Raw genomic sequence first — 16,249 nt, 5'->3', positions numbered from 1 at the left:
ATCCCGCGGAATTGGGAAAGGTGGCTCTGGTCAACCGGTGCGGGCGGCGTTACCTCTCGTGGGCGGAACTCAGCTCAGGAGAAAATGACCCATGACCGATCTGCGCGCGATCAGCTTTGCCGAGGTTGCCCTGGACGGGCTCGAGCAGACGGAGGGCCGCCTTGCCGTCCTCGTCACGCCCGAGGGCACGCTCAGCCCCGGCGCGCGGCGTCTGAACCGCCTGACCAAGGGGGCCTTGGGGCGCGCGGTCGAAAGCGAGGCCTGGGGCAAGCTCTCTGCCGGCGAGGCGCTGAGCCTGGCCTGGCCCGCGGGTCTGTCCGCCGAAGGTGTCGAGATCGTCAAGCTGGCCCGCCGCCCCTCGTTGGCCGAGGCCCGCAAGGCCGGGGCCACAATGGCCAGGGCAGCGGGCAAGTCGGCACTGACCGCGCTGGTCGAGGCGACGCGCCTGCCCGAGGAAATCGCCCTGGGCCTGGCCCTGCGCGGCTATGACTTCACCGCGCGCAAGTCCGATCCCGCCGAGGCGCCCGCCGCTGCGGTGATGATGGTCAAGGCCCCCGACGAGGCCGAGGCCGCCCACGTTGCCGCCCGCGCCGTGGCCGAGGGTGTTGCATTCACCCGTGACCTTGTCTCGGAACCGGCCAACGTACTGACCACGGTCGAATTCGCCGCCCGGCTCGAGGCACTGCGCGAGATCGGGCTGGAGGTCGAGGTGCTGGAGGAAGACCAGCTTGAAAAGCTGGGCATGGGCGCATTGCTGGGCGTGGGCATGGGATCTGCCATGCCGTCCAAGGTCGTGACCATGCGCTGGAAGGGTGCCGAGGGCGCGCCGCTGGCCTTGATCGGCAAGGGCGTGGTCTTTGACACCGGCGGCATCAGCCTCAAGCCCGCCGCCGGCATGGAAAGCATGACGATGGACATGGGCGGCGCGGGCACGGTCTCGGGCGTGATGAAGGCCTTGGCCCTGCGCAAGGCCAAGGCGCATGTGGTGGGCATGGTCGGCCTGGTCGAGAACATGCCGTCCGACCGCGCACAGCGGCCCGGCGACATCGTCACCTCGATGAAGGGCGACACCATCGAGGTCATCAATACGGATGCCGAAGGCCGTCTGGTGCTGGCCGACGTGATGTGGCACGCGCAGGAAACCGAGAAACCGGCTGCAATGATCGACCTGGCCACGCTGACCGGGGCCTGCATCGTCGCTCTGGGTCATGAGAACGCGGGCGTCTTTTCCAACGACGACGGTCTGGCGGCGGATTTCCTGAAGGCGGCCGGGGCCGAGGGCGAGGGTGCCTGGCGCCTGCCGTTGGGGCAGGCCTATGACGATCAGCTGAAAAGCCAGAAGGCCGACATCAAGAACGTCGGTGGCCGCCCGGCGGGCGCGATCACCGCGGCACAGTTCCTGCAGCGCTTCGTCCAGGAGGGCACCCCCTGGATCCACCTTGACATCGCGGGCGTGGCGCAGGTCAGCAAGGACACAGAACTGTCGCCCAAGGGGGCGACCGGCTGGGGCGTGATGGCGCTGGATCGCCTGGTGCGCGACCGTTTCGAGAGCTGACAAGGGCGCGCGCCGGTCCACTGGGACGGGCGCGCGGTTTCCTTTGTTTGGCACATATCTCGGGGGAGTCTGCCTTGGGCAGAGGGGGCAGTTCCCCCATCCCCCGGTCGGCAACCCGGAGCACCCGCATGGGAGAGGCGTATTTCTATCACCTGACCCGCCGCCCGCTGGAGGCGGTTCTGCCGGACCTGCTGGAGAAATCCCTGGCGCGCGGCTGGCGTGTTTCGGTACGCGGCACGCAGGCGCAGCGGATGGACTGGCTGGACCAGAAACTCTGGCTTGGGCCGGAAGAGGGGTTCCTGCCGCATGGGCTTGCGGGTGGCCCGCATGACGCGGACCAGCCGGTGCTTTTGACGCTGGAGGCGAAGTCGCCAAATGACCCGGGGTGCCTGATGTGCATCGACGGCGCCGAGGTGACGCCTGAGGAGGTCTCTGCCCTGGACAGGGTCTGTGTCCTGTTCGATGGCCACGACGGGGCCGCGCTGCAACGCGCCCGTGATCAGTGGCGCGGCCTGACGGGCGCGGGCTGCAAGGCGCAATACTGGTCCGAGGAATCGGGCCGCTGGGAGAAGAAGGCCGAGAGTTGATCTCTGCCTATCTCTGCAGGACCAGCTTGCCGCCGGTGATCTGCAGGCTGGCGAACCGGTCGAGATAGCTCATCCCCAAGAGCGAGTTCTGCATTTCGCCGCCGTTCACATAGGCAGGCACACGCGTGTCGGTGAAGGGGCCGATGGAAACCTCGTCCAGTGTCACGCGCGCGGTGCGGACCACGCCGTTTGCGGTCATGGCCTCGGTCAGGAAATGCAGATTCTGGTCGTCGATACCCGCGCGCCGGGCCGCGTCGCGCGTCAGCACCATCGAGGTGGCGCCGGTATCGACGACAAAGCGCACCGGAGCGCCGTTGACTTGGAGGTTGACGTAATAATGCCCGTCGGGCGCGCGGGGCAGTTCGATCCGCCCCTCGCTGGCGGTGACCATCTGTTGCGGCTGTACGGTCTGGCGAATGTCCTGCCAGAGGCCATAGATCGCGACAAAGCCGACAAAGATCAGCGCCCAGGCGGCCAAGTATTGCAACGACTTGTTCAGGGTGCTCCGGTTCTGCACAAAAAACCAGCCCGCGATCACGCTGCCCAGCAAGACGAGGTAGATGAGATTTCCGATCTGGTCGCCCGTCATGGCTGGCCTCCGGTTGGTCTATCTGAAAAGATAGGCATTCCGCGCCCGAGGTACAGGGTCAGACCGGGGCGAGCCCGAAATTGCGCAACCCGTCCAGCACGAATTGCACGGACAGCGCGGCCAGCAGCATCCCCAGGAGGCGGGTGACCACGTTGATCCCGATGCGGCCAAGCGCACGCTCGATCACGCCGGCGGTCAGGAACAGCAGCAGCACCAGCAGCAGAACCGCGGCCATGACACCCAGCACACCGGCCATCGCCAGCGCATCCTCTGCCGCGCCCGCCAGCAGGATCATCGAGGCAATGGCCCCCGGTCCGGCGATCAGCGGAATGGCGAGGGGGAAGACCGAAGGGTCGGGGAAGTCTTCCTCGTCGGCCTTGTCCTCGCGCCGCTTGGTGCGGCGTTCGAACAGCATGTCCAGCGCGGTGATGAACAGCAGGATGCCGCCCGCGATGCGGAAGGCGGGCATGGAGATCCCGATGAAGCCCAGCACTGCCTCTCCGAAGAAGGCAAAAAGCGTCAGCAGGCCAAAGGCGATGATGCAGGCCCGATAGGCCACCGCGCGCCGGTGCCGCGCATCCGTGCCCTGCGTCAGCGCGATGAACATCGGCGTCAGCCCGATCGGGTCGATGATCACGAAGACCGTGACAAAGGCGCTGATGAGAAAGGCGGTGTCCATGAGGTTCGGGCTAGTCGCTTGCGGGGCGCTTGTCCAGCTTTGCGGCGGCGCCCGGGCCAGGATGCCGGACTAGGCGCTTTCCGCCGTGTCCAGCTTTTCGACCGCCTTTTCCCAGAGCCCCTCGGCCTTGTGCAGCCCATCCATGACCTCGGCGTATTTCTTGTTCCAGGTCTCAAGCTCACCCAGGCGGCTGTCCTCGTAGAGCGCGGGATCGGCCAGCTTTTTCGCAAGCTTCTCGCGCATTTCCTCAAGCTTGCCGACCCGGTCCTCGCATTTGCGCACCTCGGCGCGCAGGTCGAGGATCTGGTCGCGCGAGGGGCGCTTTGGCTTTTCGACGGGCTTGGCCGGTTTCGGCGGCGCATCGCGCGACAAGAGCATGGCGCGATAGGCGTCGAGATCGTCCTCGTAGGGTTTGACCGTGCCATCGCCCACCAGCCACAGCCGGTCGGCCACCATCGACAAGAGATGCATGTCGTGGCTGACCAGGATCACCGCGCCGGAGTAGGCGGTCAGCGCCTCGACCAGCGCCTCGCGGCTTTCGATGTCGAGGTGGTTGGTCGGTTCGTCGAGGATCAGCAGATGCGGCGCGTCGAGCGTGGCCAGCAGCAGTGACAGGCGGGCCTTTTGTCCACCCGAAAGCCGCCCGACCTCTGTTTCCGCCTGTGCGGCCATCAGGCCGAAGCTGGCCAGCTGCGCGCGCAGCTTGGCAGGTGGCGTGCCCGGGCGTTCCCGTTGCAAATGCTGGATCGGCGTTTCGTCCAGATGCAGTTCATCCACCTGATGCTGGGCGAAATAGCCGATGCGCAGCTTGGACGAGCGACTCATCCGGCCGTCCATCAGGGGCAGTCGGTCAGACAGGAGTTTCGACAGGGTCGATTTGCCCTGGCCGTTCTTGCCCAGGAGCGCGATCCGGTCGTCCTGGTCGATGCGCAGGTTCAGGCGGCTGAGCACCGGCTTGCCGTCGTAGCCGGTCACGCCGCTCTCGATGTTGATGATCGGGGGCGAAAGCTCATCGGGTTGGGCAAAGGTGAAGACGCGCTTGGCGGCGTCCTCGGGCGCGGTGATCATGTCCATACGCTCGATCATCTTGAGACGGGACTGGGCCTGTTTCGCCTTCGAGGCCTTGGCGCGGAAGCGGTCGACAAAGCTTTGCAGGTGGGCGCGGCGCTGGTCCTGCTTTTTCGCCATCGCCGCGGCCTGGGCGCGCTTTTCGGTACGCAGCTTGGCGAAGCCGTCGTAGGGCGTGCCGTAGTAGGTCAGCTTGCGGTCCTCAAGGTGCAGGATGCTCCCCACTGCGCGGTTCAGCAGACCGCGGTCGTGGGAAATCACGATCACCGTGTGCGGGTATCGCGCGAGGTAGGATTCGAGCCACAGCGCGCCCTCGAGATCGAGATAGTTGGTCGGTTCGTCGAGGAGCAGCAGGTCGGGCTGGGCGAAAAGAACGCCCGCCAAGGCCACGCGCATCCGCCAGCCGCCCGAAAAGGCCGAGCAGGGCTGTTTCTGCTGCGCGTCGTCAAAGCCCAGTCCGCGCAGGATGGTCGAGGCGCGGGCCTCGGCGCTCCATGCGTCGATGTCGGCCAGCCGGGTCTGGACCTCGGCGATACGGTGCGCGTCGGTGGCGGTTTCCGCCTCGGCCATCAGGGCGGCGCGTTCGGTATCGGCCTCCAGCACCGTGTCGATCAGCGAGGTTTCGGAAGACGGGACCTCTTGGCTGACGCCGCCGATGCGGGCGCGCGAAGGCAATGAGATTTCGCCGTTGTCCAGCGTCAGTTCGCCCCGGATCAGGCGAAAGAGCGTTGTCTTGCCCGCACCGTTGGGACCGACGAGGCCGACCTTGTGGCCCTCGGGGATGGTGGCGGAGGCGTCTTCGAAGAGCGGGCGGCCCTCGACGGAATAGGCGATGGAGTCGATCCTGAGCATGGCGGGGCTGTAGCAGAGGCCGCGGGGAGGGGCCAGAGCCCGTCGTGGCGAGCGATCCGCAAGCCCGCCGTCCGCCTTGGCCGCAGATCCATGTCAGGGCTTTTCAAGCCGAGGGGGGCGTGCTACGCGCCAGCGCAGAATTCGGCCGGGCGAACCGGCCCCGAAACGCGAGGAAGACAGACATGGCCACCGAACGCACCCTTTCGATCATCAAACCCGACGCCACCAAGCGCAACCTGACCGGCAAGATCAACGCCAAGTTCGAAGATGCGGGCCTGCGCATCATCGCGCAGAAGCGCATCCAGCTGACCAAGGCGCAGGCCGGCCAGTTCTACGCGGTGCACGCCGAGCGTCCCTTCTACGATGAACTGTGCGAATTCATGGCCTCCGAGCCGGTCGTCGTGCAGGTGCTGGAAGGCGAAGGCGCGATCCTGAAGAACCGCGAAGTCATGGGCGCGACCAACCCCGCCGATGCCGCACCGGGCACCATCCGCGCCGAGTTCGCGGAATCCGTGGGTGAGAACTCGGTCCACGGTTCCGACGCGCCGGAAACCGCCAAGGAAGAGATCTCCTTCTTCTTCTCGGGTCTCGAACTGGTCGGCTAAGCCGTCGTCGAGTTCTGAAATTGATGCCGCCTCCGGGACACCGGGGGCGGCATTTTTCGTTTGTCTGATGCTGGTCTGGTAGGTCAGCGGCGTTCGATCACGCCGATCTCGTCCAGGATGCGATCGAACGCGGTCCGGGGGGCGGTGGTGGTCTGTGCCTTGAGCGCGTCGAACTGGGCGCGCAGGGCGTCCTTTTCCGCGCCCTTGCAGTCGTTCCAGGGGCGACCCTGAAGGGCCATGTGCAGGACGTAGTAGCCGATGAAATGAGGACGTTCGCCGGAAACAAGCAGCTTGCGATAGGCCTCATGCGCGCCGAGAGCGCGCAGCGTTTCGGCGTCGGGGATGCCCGCGGCCGTGCAAGCCTTTTCGAAGGCCGGCCCCAGGTTGCGGATGGTACTGATCGGCGTGCCGCTCATCTCGGCATCAGATTGGCTGTGGCGACGGGCAGGGCGGCGACAAAGTCCCTCGGGTGGGCCGATCCGGCGTTGCGGACATTGGCCGAAACGACAGGAGCGCCCGAGCAGAGCCTTTTCCTGCCAGGGTCAGGCATGGGCGCGGGCCTGGGTTTCGGCAAAGGCGCAGAGGGTCTGCAACGCCTCTACTAGCCGGTCGTCCGCGACGGTCAGCGCCACGCGGATATGCCCGGCGGCGGATTTGCCAAAGTTTTCCCCCGGCATGACGGCGATGCGGTGATCGTCCAGCAGGGCCTCGGCGAAATCGCGGCCCGAGAGACCTGTCGCGCGGATGTCGAGCATGAGGTACATGGCGCCCTGCGCAGGGATGGCCTTGATCGTGGACTGCCCCTCGATCACCGTCAGTGCGAGGTCGCGGCGGCGGCGGAAGGGTTCTGCGATCTGTTCCTCGAGCCCGGCGCCCTGTTCCAGTGCAAAGAGCGCGCCGTCCTGGATGTAGCCGGGCACGCCGTAGGTGGTTGCGGTGGCCAGGTCGATCAACCGGTCGATGGCCTCTGTCGGGCCGACGATCCAGCCGGCGCGGGACCCGGTCATGGCGTGGCTTTTCGACATGGAGCCGACAATCAGCGTGCGGTCCACCATGCCCGGAAGGCTGCGCGGACTGATGTGCTGGCCTTGCCAGACCTGGGTGTCATAGACCTCGTCCGAGATCAGCCAGAGATCGTTGTCCGTGCAGGCTTGCGCGATCTCTTGGAGCGTGTCGCGGGGATAGACCATGCCGGTGGGGTTGTTGGGCGTGTTGACCAGCAGGCTCTTGGCGCCGGTCTCGCGGGCGGCGGTCTGGATGGCGTCGCCGCGCGGGAGGAATGCGTCGGCGGCCCGCGTGGCGACGGGCACCGCGCGGCCCGAGGCGGCGCGGATCGTGCCGGGGTATGTGGCGTAATAGGGGTCGATGTAGAGCGCGGCATCGCCGGGGGTCAGCACGGCCATGTGCGCCGCAAAGAGCGCCGCCTGCCCGCCGGGGGTGATGAGCACGTTGTCGGGCGTGGTTGGCACGCCGGTGCGTTGGGTGATGCGGCTGGCCACGGCCTCGCGCAGGGCAGAGACGCCGGGGACCATCGCATAGCCCGTGTGACCGCCAAGGGCGGCGTCATGAATCGCCTGAAGGATCGCGGGATCGGTGCCGATGTCATGTTCGCCGATCGTCAGTTCGGTCACGGGCTCGCCCGCGGCGACGAGCGCGCGGGCACGGTAGAACACCTCCCACCCGTCGGAGCCGCCTTCGTTGAGCGTGGTGATACGGGAAGAGAGCTGGGCCATGGTGTTGTCCTTTCTTGGAAATGTCTTGCCAGAGCTGTCATGGCGCGGCAAGTCGCTTCTCCACGCGTTAATCATGGGTTCATAAATGTAAATGAAATCAGATGCTTGCGTCCGCGCCCCCGATTGACCCAGCGCGCGGTCGAACGTATGGTTTCAGACATGCTGGACGAGGTACGGCAGGCGGCCCCCGGGGGAACCCCTTGGGGCCGTTTTTCGTGCCCTGCCACCCAGGAGGGGCAACCTACAGGCAAAAAAGGTGTCGAGCATGAGCAGTGCAGAGCAGAAACAAGAAGAACCGCGCATCGTCATCATCGCCAGCGAGCGGTGTGAGCGTCTGCGCAGGCAGCGTGACCGGGCAACGGCCACGATTGCGGAACTCGTCGACCAGATAGGCGAACTGCAGGACAGGGCGAAAAGAGGGGATGTGGCGAAGAAGTCCGAGGCGAGCAGCGCCCTGGGCGAATTGAGGTACTGGCTGCGTGCAGCCCGGGAAACGGAGTTGGAACTTGAAGAGATCATCCGAAAGGAAGAGGGAATCAGCGATGTCTACGGACTCGACCTCGAGGCAGCCCGACTTGCGGTCGGGTGCCGCCTGGATAGCCTCCGGGCCTGCTGTTCTGAAGGACAGGTTCCTGAATGAAATGTCCGAGGGGGAGCGCATGGCGCTCCCCTACCTTTTCGAGTTCTGGGCCCATGCCCACCAGTTGCCGCCCGAGGGCGACTGGCGCACCTGGGTGATCCTGGGCGGGCGCGGCGCGGGCAAGACCCGCGCCGGGTCGGAATGGGTCAGGGCTCAGGTCGAGGGTGCCAAGCCGCTGGACAAGGGGCATTGCCGGCGCATCGCGCTGATCGGCGAGACCTATGACCAGGCGCGCGAGGTGATGATCTACGGCGATAGCGGGATCATGAACTGCACACCGCCTGACCGGAAACCGAAATACATCTCGACGAGGCGGACGCTGGTCTGGCCCAACGGAGCCGAAGCGATGGTGTTTTCGGCACAGGACCCGGAGGCGCTGCGCGGGCCGCAGTTCGATGGCGCCTGGGCGGATGAATTCGCCAAGTGGAAAAAGGCGCAGGATGTCTGGGACATGTTGCAGTTCGGGCTGCGGTTGGGGGAGACGCCAAGGGTCTGCGTGACGACGACGCCGCGCAACGTGGGTGTGCTGAAGGAATTGCTGGACTTGCCTTCGACCGTATCGACCCATGCGCGGACCGAAGCCAATCAGGCGCATCTGGCCGAGACCTTCCTCGACGAGGTGCGGGCACGCTATGAGGGCCAGTCGCTTGGCCTGCAGGAACTGGACGGCGTGTTGCTGGACCAGGTGGACGGGGCCTTGTGGACACGGGAGATGCTGGACGGTGCGCGCGCCGGGCGGTTGCCCGACATGGACCGGGTCGTGGTTGCCGTAGATCCGCCGGCAGGCGCCGGGGCGCGGGCAGATGCCTGCGGAATCGTCGTGGCGGGACTGGTCGACAGCGAAGACCCGCGCGAGCGGCGGGCCTATGTGCTGGAAGATGCCTCTGTCCAGGGGCTGTCGCCGGTCGGCTGGGCGACAGCCGTCATCGAGGTGGCGGCGCGTTGGCAGGCCGACCGGGTGGTGGCCGAGGTCAACCAGGGCGGCGCCATGGTTGAAGCCACCTTGCGGCAGGTCGATCCCTATGTCGCCTACAAGTCGGTGCATGCCTCGCAGGGAAAATCGCTGCGGGCCGAGCCGGTGGCGGCGCTCTATGAACAGGGGCGGATCAAGCATTCCGTCGGGCTGGCAGAGCTGGAAGCGCAGATGTGCCTGATGACACCCAATGGCTATCACGGGTCGGGCAGCCCGGACCGGGTGGATGCGCTGGTCTGGGCGCTGAGCGAGCTGATGCTGGGCGCCCGTCCGGTGAAGCGCGCTCCGCAGCTGCGGGTGTTGTGACGGTAACGGCGGAGAGAAGCGCGCCGGTCCGGGGGCATGCGGCCTTGGGGGCGCGTGGGGCGAGGGGCCAGCCCCTCGCGCTCTCCGGAGGTATTTACGGCCCAAAGAAACATGGGGTTCGGCGCTGATGTTGCGGTGTTGCGCTTAGGCCGGACGGTGGTGTGACGCGGCTTTAAGGCGGTTTTTCTAGATTGCCTCAAGAGACGCGGAGGTGGGCAGCCTCCGGGCCAGATCAGAAGACGGAACAGACCGGCAGCGCGCGGATCAGCGGTTCGCGCGGACGGGACGGGTGCGGGCCGTCGGGCGCGCCGCCTTGGGAAAAGGAGTGACTTGGCATGGTATTCGATTTTCTGCGGCGGGGCGGACAGGCCGACGAGGTGCAGGGCGCGCCACAGGTCAAGGCTTCGGCGACCGGGCGCCTGGTGGCGCATCTCAACGGGGGCCGCGTGGCCTGGAGCCCGCGCGATACCGTGTCGCTGACCAAGCAGGCCTTTGCCGGCAACCCGGTGGGGTTCCGCGCGGTCAAGCTGATCGCCGAGGCGGCGGCGGCGCTGCCTCTGGTTCTGCAGGACAATGCGACGCGCTATGCCGAGCACCCGATCCTCAAGCTGGTGGCGGCGCCCAACCCGGCCCAGGGGCGGGCCGAACTGTTCGAGGCATTGTATGGCCAGCTGCTGCTGTCGGGGGACGGTTACGTGGAGGCGGTCGCGGGTGAAAGCGGGTTGCCCTTCGAGTTGCACGTCTTGCGCAGTGACCGGATGAGCGTGGTGCCCGGCGCGGATGGCTGGCCGGTGGCTTATGAATACGCCGTGGGCGGCCGCAAGCATCGATTTGGGGTGACGGGTCCGGTGTCGCCGATCTGCCATGTGAAGGCCTTTCACCCGCAGGACGATCACTATGGATTGTCGCCCCTGCAGGCGGCGGCGCAGGCCGTGGACGTGCACAACGCGGCCTCGCGCTGGTCGAAGGGGCTGCTGGACAATGCGGCGCGGCCCTCTGGCGCGATCGTCTGGACGGGGGCGGACGGGCAGGGACACCTGAGCCCGGAGCAGTTCGAGCGCCTGCAGTCCGAGATGGAGATGCACCACCAGGGGGCGCGGAATGCCGGGCGGCCGATGCTGCTGGAAGGCGGGCTGGACTGGAAGCCGATGGGCTTTTCGCCCTCGGACATGGAGTTCCAGAAAACCAAGGAATCGGCGGCGCGAGAGATCGCCGTGGCCTTCGGTGTGCCGCCGATGATGCTGGGGATCCCCGGAGAAGCGACCTATGCCAACTACGCCGAGGCGCACCGGGCCTTCTATCGGCAGACGGTTTTGCCGCTGGCAACAAAGGTGGCGGCGAGTGTCGGGCGCTGGCTCTCGTCGTGGAGCGGCGAGGACGTCGTGCTGGCCCCCGACATGGACCAGGTGCCGGCGCTGGCCACAGAGCGCGATGCGCAATGGAACCGCGTGGCGCAGGCCGATTTCCTGACCCGTGCCGAGAAACGCCGGATGCTGGGCCTGCCCGCCGAGGCCGAGGAGGACACCAGTGACTGATCTGCGTTCGCGACACGAGGCGTTTGCCTGTGCGCCGGGACTGCGCCTGGAGGCGCATGAACGGGTCAGCAAGCTGCAGTTCGATGCGCTGACGGACCGTTTCGAACGGTTGGAAGCCCTGATCGAGCGATTGGAGCGGCGGCTGTGGCTGACGGTTTACGGGGTGGCCGGGGTGATCCTTGCGGATCTCTTCCAGGGGTTTCTGAGCGCGGCGCCCTGAGGAGACGGGCTGCGCTCCTAGCAGAGGGATCGAGATGGAACTTGAGCATAAATTTTGCCGCTTCGATGCGGATGTGACGGTCGAGGGACGCGACATCGAGGGCTATGCCTCGTTGTTTGGTGCCTGCGACCAAGGCGGCGACGTGGTGGCCCGGGGTGCATATGCAAGGTCGCTGAAACGGCTGGCCGGCGAAGGCCGCGCGGTCAAGATGCTGTGGCAGCACGACCCGGCGCAGCCCATCGGGATCTGGCAGGAGGTCCGCGAGGACGAACGCGGTCTCTACGTCAAGGGGCGCCTGCTCGACAGTGTTGAACGGGGCCGCGAGGCGGCGGCGCTGATCGAGGCGGGGGCCATCGACGGGTTGTCTATCGGCTATCGCACGCTGAAAGCCACGAAGAACGACAAGGGCCATCGGGTCCTGACGGAACTGGAGCTTTGGGAAGTGTCGCTGGTGACCTTTCCGATGCTGCCCAGTGCGCGGGTGGCGTCCAAGGGGGAAAGTCCCGACGACATCGCCCTGCGCGATCTGGCGGAGGCCCTAGAGGGCATGCGCCGCAACCTGGCGGGCGGCTGACGCGCGCCACTCATGAGGGAACGAAGGATGAGCGACACCGAGACCAAGTCTCGGACCGGGGAAGATCTGTCTCCGGTCGCCCGGGTGAGTGCCGCGATGGCGGGACTGATCGGGGACTACAAGGCCCTGCAGGCCGACCTTGAAGAGAAGCTTCAGAAACAGGAAGAGCGACTGACCATGCTGGATCACAAGACCGCGAAAGCGAACCGTCCGGCGCTTTCGACCCGTACCGAGGTCGAGGCCCCCCACCTGAAGGCGTTCGACGCCTATCTGCGTACCGGCGACGATGATGCCCTGCGCGGCCTTGAGCTGGAAGGCAAGGCCATGTCCACCGCGATCAACTCGGACGGCGGGTTCCTGGTGGATCCCGAGACCGCGCAGACCATCAAGTCCAAGCTGGACTCCAAGGTCTCGATCCGTGCGATTTCCAGCGTGGTGAATGTCGAGGCCTCGTCCTTTGACGTGCTGATCGACCAGAACGACACCGGCGCCGGTTGGGCCAACGAGACCTCGTCGACCGCCGAGACCGGGACGCCCACGGTCGAACGGATCTCGATCCCGCTCTACGAGTTGAACGCGATGCCCAAGGTTTCGCAGCGCCTGCTGGATGACAGTGCCTTCGACGTCGAGAGCTGGCTGGCGGCGCGGATCGCGGACAAGTTCGTGCGCGCCGAGGCGGCGGCCTTTGTCAACGGCGACGGTATCGACAAGCCGACCGGCTTTCTGACTCATCCGACCGTCGAGAATGACAGTTGGACCTGGGGCAGCCTGGGGTACAAGGCATCGGGGTCGGCAAGCGATCTAGGCAACGGCGATGTGCTGATCGACGTCACCTATGCGCTGGACTCGCGCTATCGCGCCAATGCGAGCTTCGTGATGAATTCGAAGACTGCAGCGGCGATCCGCAAGCTCAAGGACAATGATGGCCGTCACCTGTGGAACGATGGTCTGGCTGCCGGTGAACCCGCGCGTCTGCTGGGATACCCGGTGCTGATCGTCGAAGACATGCCAGACGTCGAGGCGGATGCCTGCCCCATCGCCTTTGGTGATTTCGGTGCCGGGTATACCGTCGCCGAACGGCCGGACCTGCGCGTGCTGCGCGATCCCTTCAGCGCCAAGCCGCATGTCCTGTTCTATGCCACCAAGCGCGTGGGCGGCGACGTGAGCGATTTCGCTGCCATCAAGCTGCTGCGCGTCGCCGTCAGCTGAGCCTGGCCATGAGATGGGAGGCGGGCCCCCGGGCCCGTCTCTCTGGGGCGCGCGCCTGTTCATGTTGTCCAGCTACCCCTCCGCCCGTGCAGCCTGGGCGGCGCGCGCCCAACCGCCTGGCGGACTAGGGATGGTCGAGGATTTCGGAGAAGAAACATGATGTTGGTGGAAGAAACCCAGGTGCCGGAGGCGGCGCTTCCGATCGATGCCTTGAGGGACCACCTGCTGCTGGGCAGCGGTTTTACCGAGAGCGATCTGCAGGATCCGGTTCTGATCTCATTCCTGCGCGCGGCGCTGGCCGCGATCGAAGGACGGACGAGCAAGGCGCTGATCTCCAGGGGCTTTCTGATGACGCTCGATCGCTGGAGCTCTTGCGAAGGACAGCGGCTGCCCGTGGGGCCGGTTCAGGCGGTTACGGAGGTGACTGTTGTCGATGCCTACGGCGCGGCAACAACCATCGACCCCGGCAGTTACCGGCTGCAGAAGGATCTCTTTGACCCGAAGCTTCGGCCTACTGGAACACGTCTTCCGGGTGTTCCGACGGGGGGATCGGTGGAGATCCGTTTCGACGCTGGATACGGTGCGGCTTTCAATGCGGTACCGGCGGACCTGAGACAGGCGGTCCTGATGCTGGCGGCGCACTACTACGAGTACCGTAGCGACACCGCGCTGAGCCAGGGATGCATGCCGTTTGGTGTGACCAGCCTGATCGCCCGCTACCGTCCGGTGCGCATGGGGTTGGGCGCATGAGCCTCCGGGTGAACAGGCGGTTGGTGCTGGAGGCGCCTCAGCGCGTTGGCGACGGGGCCGGAGGGTTCGAGGAAACCTGGTCGGCGCTGGGCACGCTCTGGGCCGAGGTCAAGCCGCGGACCGGGCGGCTCGCCCGGGGAGAGACCGGCGAGATTTCAATCGGGGGGTTTCGGATCACGGTGCGCGGGGCGCCGCAGGGACACTCCAACCGCCCTGGGCCGGGGCAAAGATTTCGCATGGGGACGCGGCTGTTCCGGATCGAATCCGTGACCGAGCAGGAACCCTCGGGACTCTACCTGATCTGCGAATGCCAAGAGGAGCTTTCGGCATGAGTTACGCGGTAGCGAGCGCCTTGCAGGCCTCTGTCTTTGCCCGCCTTCAGGGTGACGCGGTGTTGGGTGCGCTGGTGGGGGGCGACATCTACGACGCGCTTCCCACGGGTACCTTGCCGCCGATCTATGTCGCGCTGGGACCGGAGACGGCGAAGGACGCTGGCGACAAGAGCGGGGCGGGAGCCTGGCACAGGTTCGTCGTGTCGGTGGTGACATCGAAGTCGGGTTTTCAAACCGCCAAGGACGCGGCGGCGGCGGTCAGCGATGCGCTGCACGGTGCTGATCTGGCGCTGACCCGAGGACACTTGGTCGGCCTGTGGTTCGAGAGAGCGAAGGCCAAGCGCGAGAGCCGCGGATTGCGGTGCATCGACCTGACCTTTCGCGCGCGGGTCGAGGACGACGGTGCGCAATGAATGCGCGTCCCGATGAAGAATGAAATCTTTTCGCAGGAGTGAAACAATGGCGGTACAGAACGGAAAAGACCTGCTGATCAAGGTCGACGTCAGCGGCACGTTCGAAACCCTGGCGGGGCTGCGCGCAACGCGTATCAGCTTTAACGCCGAGCAGGTCGATGTGACCACGCTGGAAAGCAGCGGTGGATGGCGGGAACTGCTGGCAGGTGCCGGTGTCAAATCGGCAAGCTTGAGCGGCTCGGGCGTGTTCAAGGACGGGGCCACGGACGAACGCGCCCGCCAGATCTTCTTTGACGGCGTCACCCCGGCCTTTCAGGTCATTATCCCGGATTTCGGTACGGTCGAGGGACCTTTTCAGGTGACGTCGATCGAATATGCCGGCGCACATGACGGTGAGGCGACCTACGAGTTAGCGCTGGCCTCGGCGGGCGCGCTCAGTTTCACGGCGGTGTAAGTCATGGGCAATCCGTGGCGGGGGGACGTGGTGCTGGTCATCGAAGGCCAGAGCCACCTGATGCGGTTGACGCTTGGGGCGTTGGCAGAACTTGAAGCCGGACTGTCTACCGGATCGCTCGTCGACCTGGTGCAGCGTTTCGAGACCGGAGAATTCAGCACGCGTGACGTGTTGACGCTCATCGTGGCGGGGCTGCGCGGCGGGGGCTGGAAAGGGCAGGCCGGCGATCTTCTGTCCGCAGAAATCGAAGGTGGTCCAATGGCTGCGGCCCGCGCGGCGGCCGAGCTGTTGGCACGGGCCTTCATGATACCGGAGTCCGGTGATGGCGGGGTTTGACTGGCCGGCCCTCATGCGCGCGGGGATGCGGGGTCTTGGCCTCAAACCCTGGGAGTTCTGGGCGCTGACGCCCGCCGAGCTGCACCTGATGCTGGGCGAGGGAGACGGCGCGAAACCAATGGGACGCGAAAGGTTGACCGAACTGATGTCGGCCTTTCCTGACGATATGCGAGGTGACGGGACATGATCGATGATCTTGACGACCAGGTCGAGGCGCTGGAGGCTTCCTTGGGGGGTGCGATCGGGATGGCGGCGCAATTTGATGCCGAATTGAAACGCATTCACGAGACCTTTTCAGCCACCGGACGCGGTGCAGCCAAGCTGGAGTCGACGTTGAGCCGGGGGGTGGCCAGGGCCATCGACGGGGTCGTTCTGGATGGCATGAAGCTTTCTGATGCGCTCCGCACGGTCGCGCAGTCCATGATCGACGCGGCTTGGAAGGCGGCCGTGACGCCAGTCGCCAGCCACGTTGGTGGGATTTTGTCCTCTGCCGTGTCGGGCATCTTTGGCAGCGCTTCGCCCTTTGCCGACGGAGCAGGATTCTCTCAAGGTCGGGTGATGCCCTTTGCCAATGGCGGAATTGTGGCAAGCCCGACCTATTTCCCGATGCGCGGCGGCACCGGACTGATGGGCGAGGCTGGTCCAGAGGCGATCATGCCGCTGACCAGAGGCGCCGATGGCAAGCTTGGCGTGCGCGCCGAGGGCGGTGGGCAGGGACCGGTGACGGTGGTCATGAATATCTCCACGCCGGACGTGGCGGGCTTCCAGCGCAGCCAGAGTCAGATCGCCGCCCGCATGGGGCAGGTGCTGAGCCATGGCGCGCGCAACCGCTGAGGAGG

21 protein-coding genes are annotated in these 16,249 nt (G+C 66.0%); 16 read left to right on the top strand and 5 right to left on the bottom strand.

Annotated features, from left to right (window positions below):
* The first annotated feature begins 91 nt into the window (after positions 1-91).
* Together RBB42_RS05115 and RBB42_RS05110 are read left to right on the top strand one after the other, a co-directional pair.
* Positions 92-1,555: a leucyl aminopeptidase gene (locus RBB42_RS05115; RefSeq protein ID WP_305968437.1), complete on the top strand. Its 1,464-nt coding sequence runs from the start codon at positions 92-94 to the stop codon at positions 1,553-1,555.
* Between the two features lie 128 nt (positions 1,556-1,683).
* Complete coding sequence (locus tag RBB42_RS05110; protein ID WP_305968436.1) at positions 1,684-2,142, top strand: DNA polymerase III subunit chi; 459 nt, start codon at positions 1,684-1,686, stop codon at positions 2,140-2,142.
* 7 nt (positions 2,143-2,149) lie between these two features.
* On the opposite strand, the gene RBB42_RS05105 is transcribed toward RBB42_RS05110, so the two are convergent.
* The 3 genes from RBB42_RS05105 to RBB42_RS05095 all read right to left on the bottom strand — a co-directional run bounded on the left by RBB42_RS05105 (position 2,150) and on the right by RBB42_RS05095 (position 5,330).
* Positions 2,150-2,731: a TIGR02281 family clan AA aspartic protease gene (locus tag RBB42_RS05105; protein WP_305968435.1), complete on the bottom strand. Its 582-nt coding sequence runs from the start codon at positions 2,729-2,731 to the stop codon at positions 2,150-2,152.
* Between the two features lie 58 nt (positions 2,732-2,789).
* Positions 2,790-3,410 carry a MarC family protein gene (locus RBB42_RS05100; protein ID WP_305968434.1) on the bottom strand — a complete coding sequence of 207 codons (621 nt, stop codon included), beginning with the start codon at positions 3,408-3,410 and terminating at the stop codon, positions 2,790-2,792.
* A 69-nt stretch (positions 3,411-3,479) separates the two neighbouring features.
* Positions 3,480-5,330 carry an ABC-F family ATP-binding cassette domain-containing protein gene (locus RBB42_RS05095; protein WP_305968433.1) on the bottom strand — a complete coding sequence of 617 codons (1,851 nt, stop codon included), beginning with the start codon at positions 5,328-5,330 and terminating at the stop codon, positions 3,480-3,482.
* Between the two features lie 182 nt (positions 5,331-5,512).
* On the opposite strand from RBB42_RS05095, the gene ndk reads away from it, so the two are divergent.
* Positions 5,513-5,935: a nucleoside-diphosphate kinase gene (gene ndk / locus RBB42_RS05090; RefSeq protein WP_305968432.1), complete on the top strand. Its 423-nt coding sequence runs from the start codon at positions 5,513-5,515 to the stop codon at positions 5,933-5,935.
* Positions 5,936-6,018: 83 nt separating this feature from the next.
* Here ndk and RBB42_RS05085 read toward each other — a convergent pair whose 3' ends face one another.
* Complete coding sequence (locus RBB42_RS05085; RefSeq protein ID WP_305968431.1) at positions 6,019-6,351, bottom strand: TfoX/Sxy family protein; 333 nt, start codon at positions 6,349-6,351, stop codon at positions 6,019-6,021.
* 126 nt (positions 6,352-6,477) lie between these two features.
* Complete coding sequence (locus tag RBB42_RS05080; protein ID WP_306043609.1) at positions 6,478-7,668, bottom strand: pyridoxal phosphate-dependent aminotransferase; 1,191 nt, start codon at positions 7,666-7,668, stop codon at positions 6,478-6,480.
* Between the two features lie 265 nt (positions 7,669-7,933).
* Between RBB42_RS05080 and RBB42_RS05075 the strand changes: the two genes are divergently transcribed.
* From RBB42_RS05075 to RBB42_RS05015, 13 genes are all read left to right on the top strand, one after another.
* Positions 7,934-8,308: a hypothetical protein gene (locus RBB42_RS05075; RefSeq protein WP_305968429.1), complete on the top strand. Its 375-nt coding sequence runs from the start codon at positions 7,934-7,936 to the stop codon at positions 8,306-8,308.
* 19 nt (positions 8,309-8,327) lie between these two features.
* Positions 8,328-9,587, top strand: coding sequence for a DNA-packaging protein (locus tag RBB42_RS05070; protein ID WP_305968428.1), 1,260 nt, complete (start codon positions 8,328-8,330; stop codon positions 9,585-9,587).
* Between the two features lie 335 nt (positions 9,588-9,922).
* Positions 9,923-11,122, top strand: a complete 1,200-nt coding sequence (locus RBB42_RS05065) for a phage portal protein (protein ID WP_305968427.1) — start codon at positions 9,923-9,925, stop codon at positions 11,120-11,122.
* On the top strand, positions 11,115-11,342 hold the full coding sequence (locus tag RBB42_RS05060) for a GTA head formation protein, RCAP_rcc01685 family (protein WP_305968426.1): 228 nt from the start codon (positions 11,115-11,117) through the stop codon (positions 11,340-11,342). The genes RBB42_RS05065 and RBB42_RS05060 overlap by 8 nt, the downstream gene beginning before the upstream one ends.
* A 34-nt stretch (positions 11,343-11,376) precedes the next feature.
* Positions 11,377-11,916 (top strand): HK97 family phage prohead protease, encoded by a 540-nt coding sequence (locus tag RBB42_RS05055; RefSeq protein WP_305968425.1) that lies wholly within the window; start codon positions 11,377-11,379, stop codon positions 11,914-11,916.
* Positions 11,917-11,943: 27 nt separating this feature from the next.
* A complete protein-coding gene (locus tag RBB42_RS05050; protein ID WP_305968424.1) occupies positions 11,944-13,125 on the top strand; it encodes a phage major capsid protein in 1,182 nt (393 codons plus the stop codon).
* Between the two features lie 156 nt (positions 13,126-13,281).
* Entirely contained in the window at positions 13,282-13,875 is a 594-nt protein-coding gene (locus tag RBB42_RS05045; RefSeq protein ID WP_305968423.1) for a head-tail connector protein, read from the top strand.
* Positions 13,872-14,207 (top strand): head-tail adaptor protein, encoded by a 336-nt coding sequence (locus tag RBB42_RS05040; RefSeq protein ID WP_305968422.1) that lies wholly within the window; start codon positions 13,872-13,874, stop codon positions 14,205-14,207. The genes RBB42_RS05045 and RBB42_RS05040 overlap by 4 nt, the downstream gene beginning before the upstream one ends.
* Positions 14,204-14,620: a DUF3168 domain-containing protein gene (locus RBB42_RS05035; RefSeq protein WP_305968421.1), complete on the top strand. Its 417-nt coding sequence runs from the start codon at positions 14,204-14,206 to the stop codon at positions 14,618-14,620. The genes RBB42_RS05040 and RBB42_RS05035 overlap by 4 nt, the downstream gene beginning before the upstream one ends.
* 46 nt (positions 14,621-14,666) lie before the next feature.
* On the top strand, positions 14,667-15,074 hold the full coding sequence (locus tag RBB42_RS05030; RefSeq protein ID WP_305968420.1) for a phage major tail protein, TP901-1 family: 408 nt from the start codon (positions 14,667-14,669) through the stop codon (positions 15,072-15,074).
* Between the two features lie 3 nt (positions 15,075-15,077).
* Complete coding sequence (locus RBB42_RS05025) at positions 15,078-15,410, top strand: gene transfer agent family protein (RefSeq protein ID WP_305968419.1); 333 nt, start codon at positions 15,078-15,080, stop codon at positions 15,408-15,410.
* On the top strand, positions 15,397-15,597 hold the full coding sequence (locus RBB42_RS05020) for a rcc01693 family protein (protein ID WP_305968418.1): 201 nt from the start codon (positions 15,397-15,399) through the stop codon (positions 15,595-15,597). The genes RBB42_RS05025 and RBB42_RS05020 overlap by 14 nt, the downstream gene beginning before the upstream one ends.
* Positions 15,594-16,244 carry an RcGTA-type gene transfer agent tail tape measure protein gene (locus RBB42_RS05015; protein WP_305968417.1) on the top strand — a complete coding sequence of 217 codons (651 nt, stop codon included), beginning with the start codon at positions 15,594-15,596 and terminating at the stop codon, positions 16,242-16,244. The genes RBB42_RS05020 and RBB42_RS05015 overlap by 4 nt, the downstream gene beginning before the upstream one ends.
* The last annotated feature ends 5 nt before the right edge of the window (positions 16,245-16,249 follow it).

Source organism: Mameliella sp. MMSF_3455, assembly GCF_030733205.1.
Lineage (GTDB): Bacteria > Pseudomonadota > Alphaproteobacteria > Rhodobacterales > Rhodobacteraceae > Antarctobacter.
This window is presented reverse-complemented; position numbering and strand designations above follow the sequence as displayed.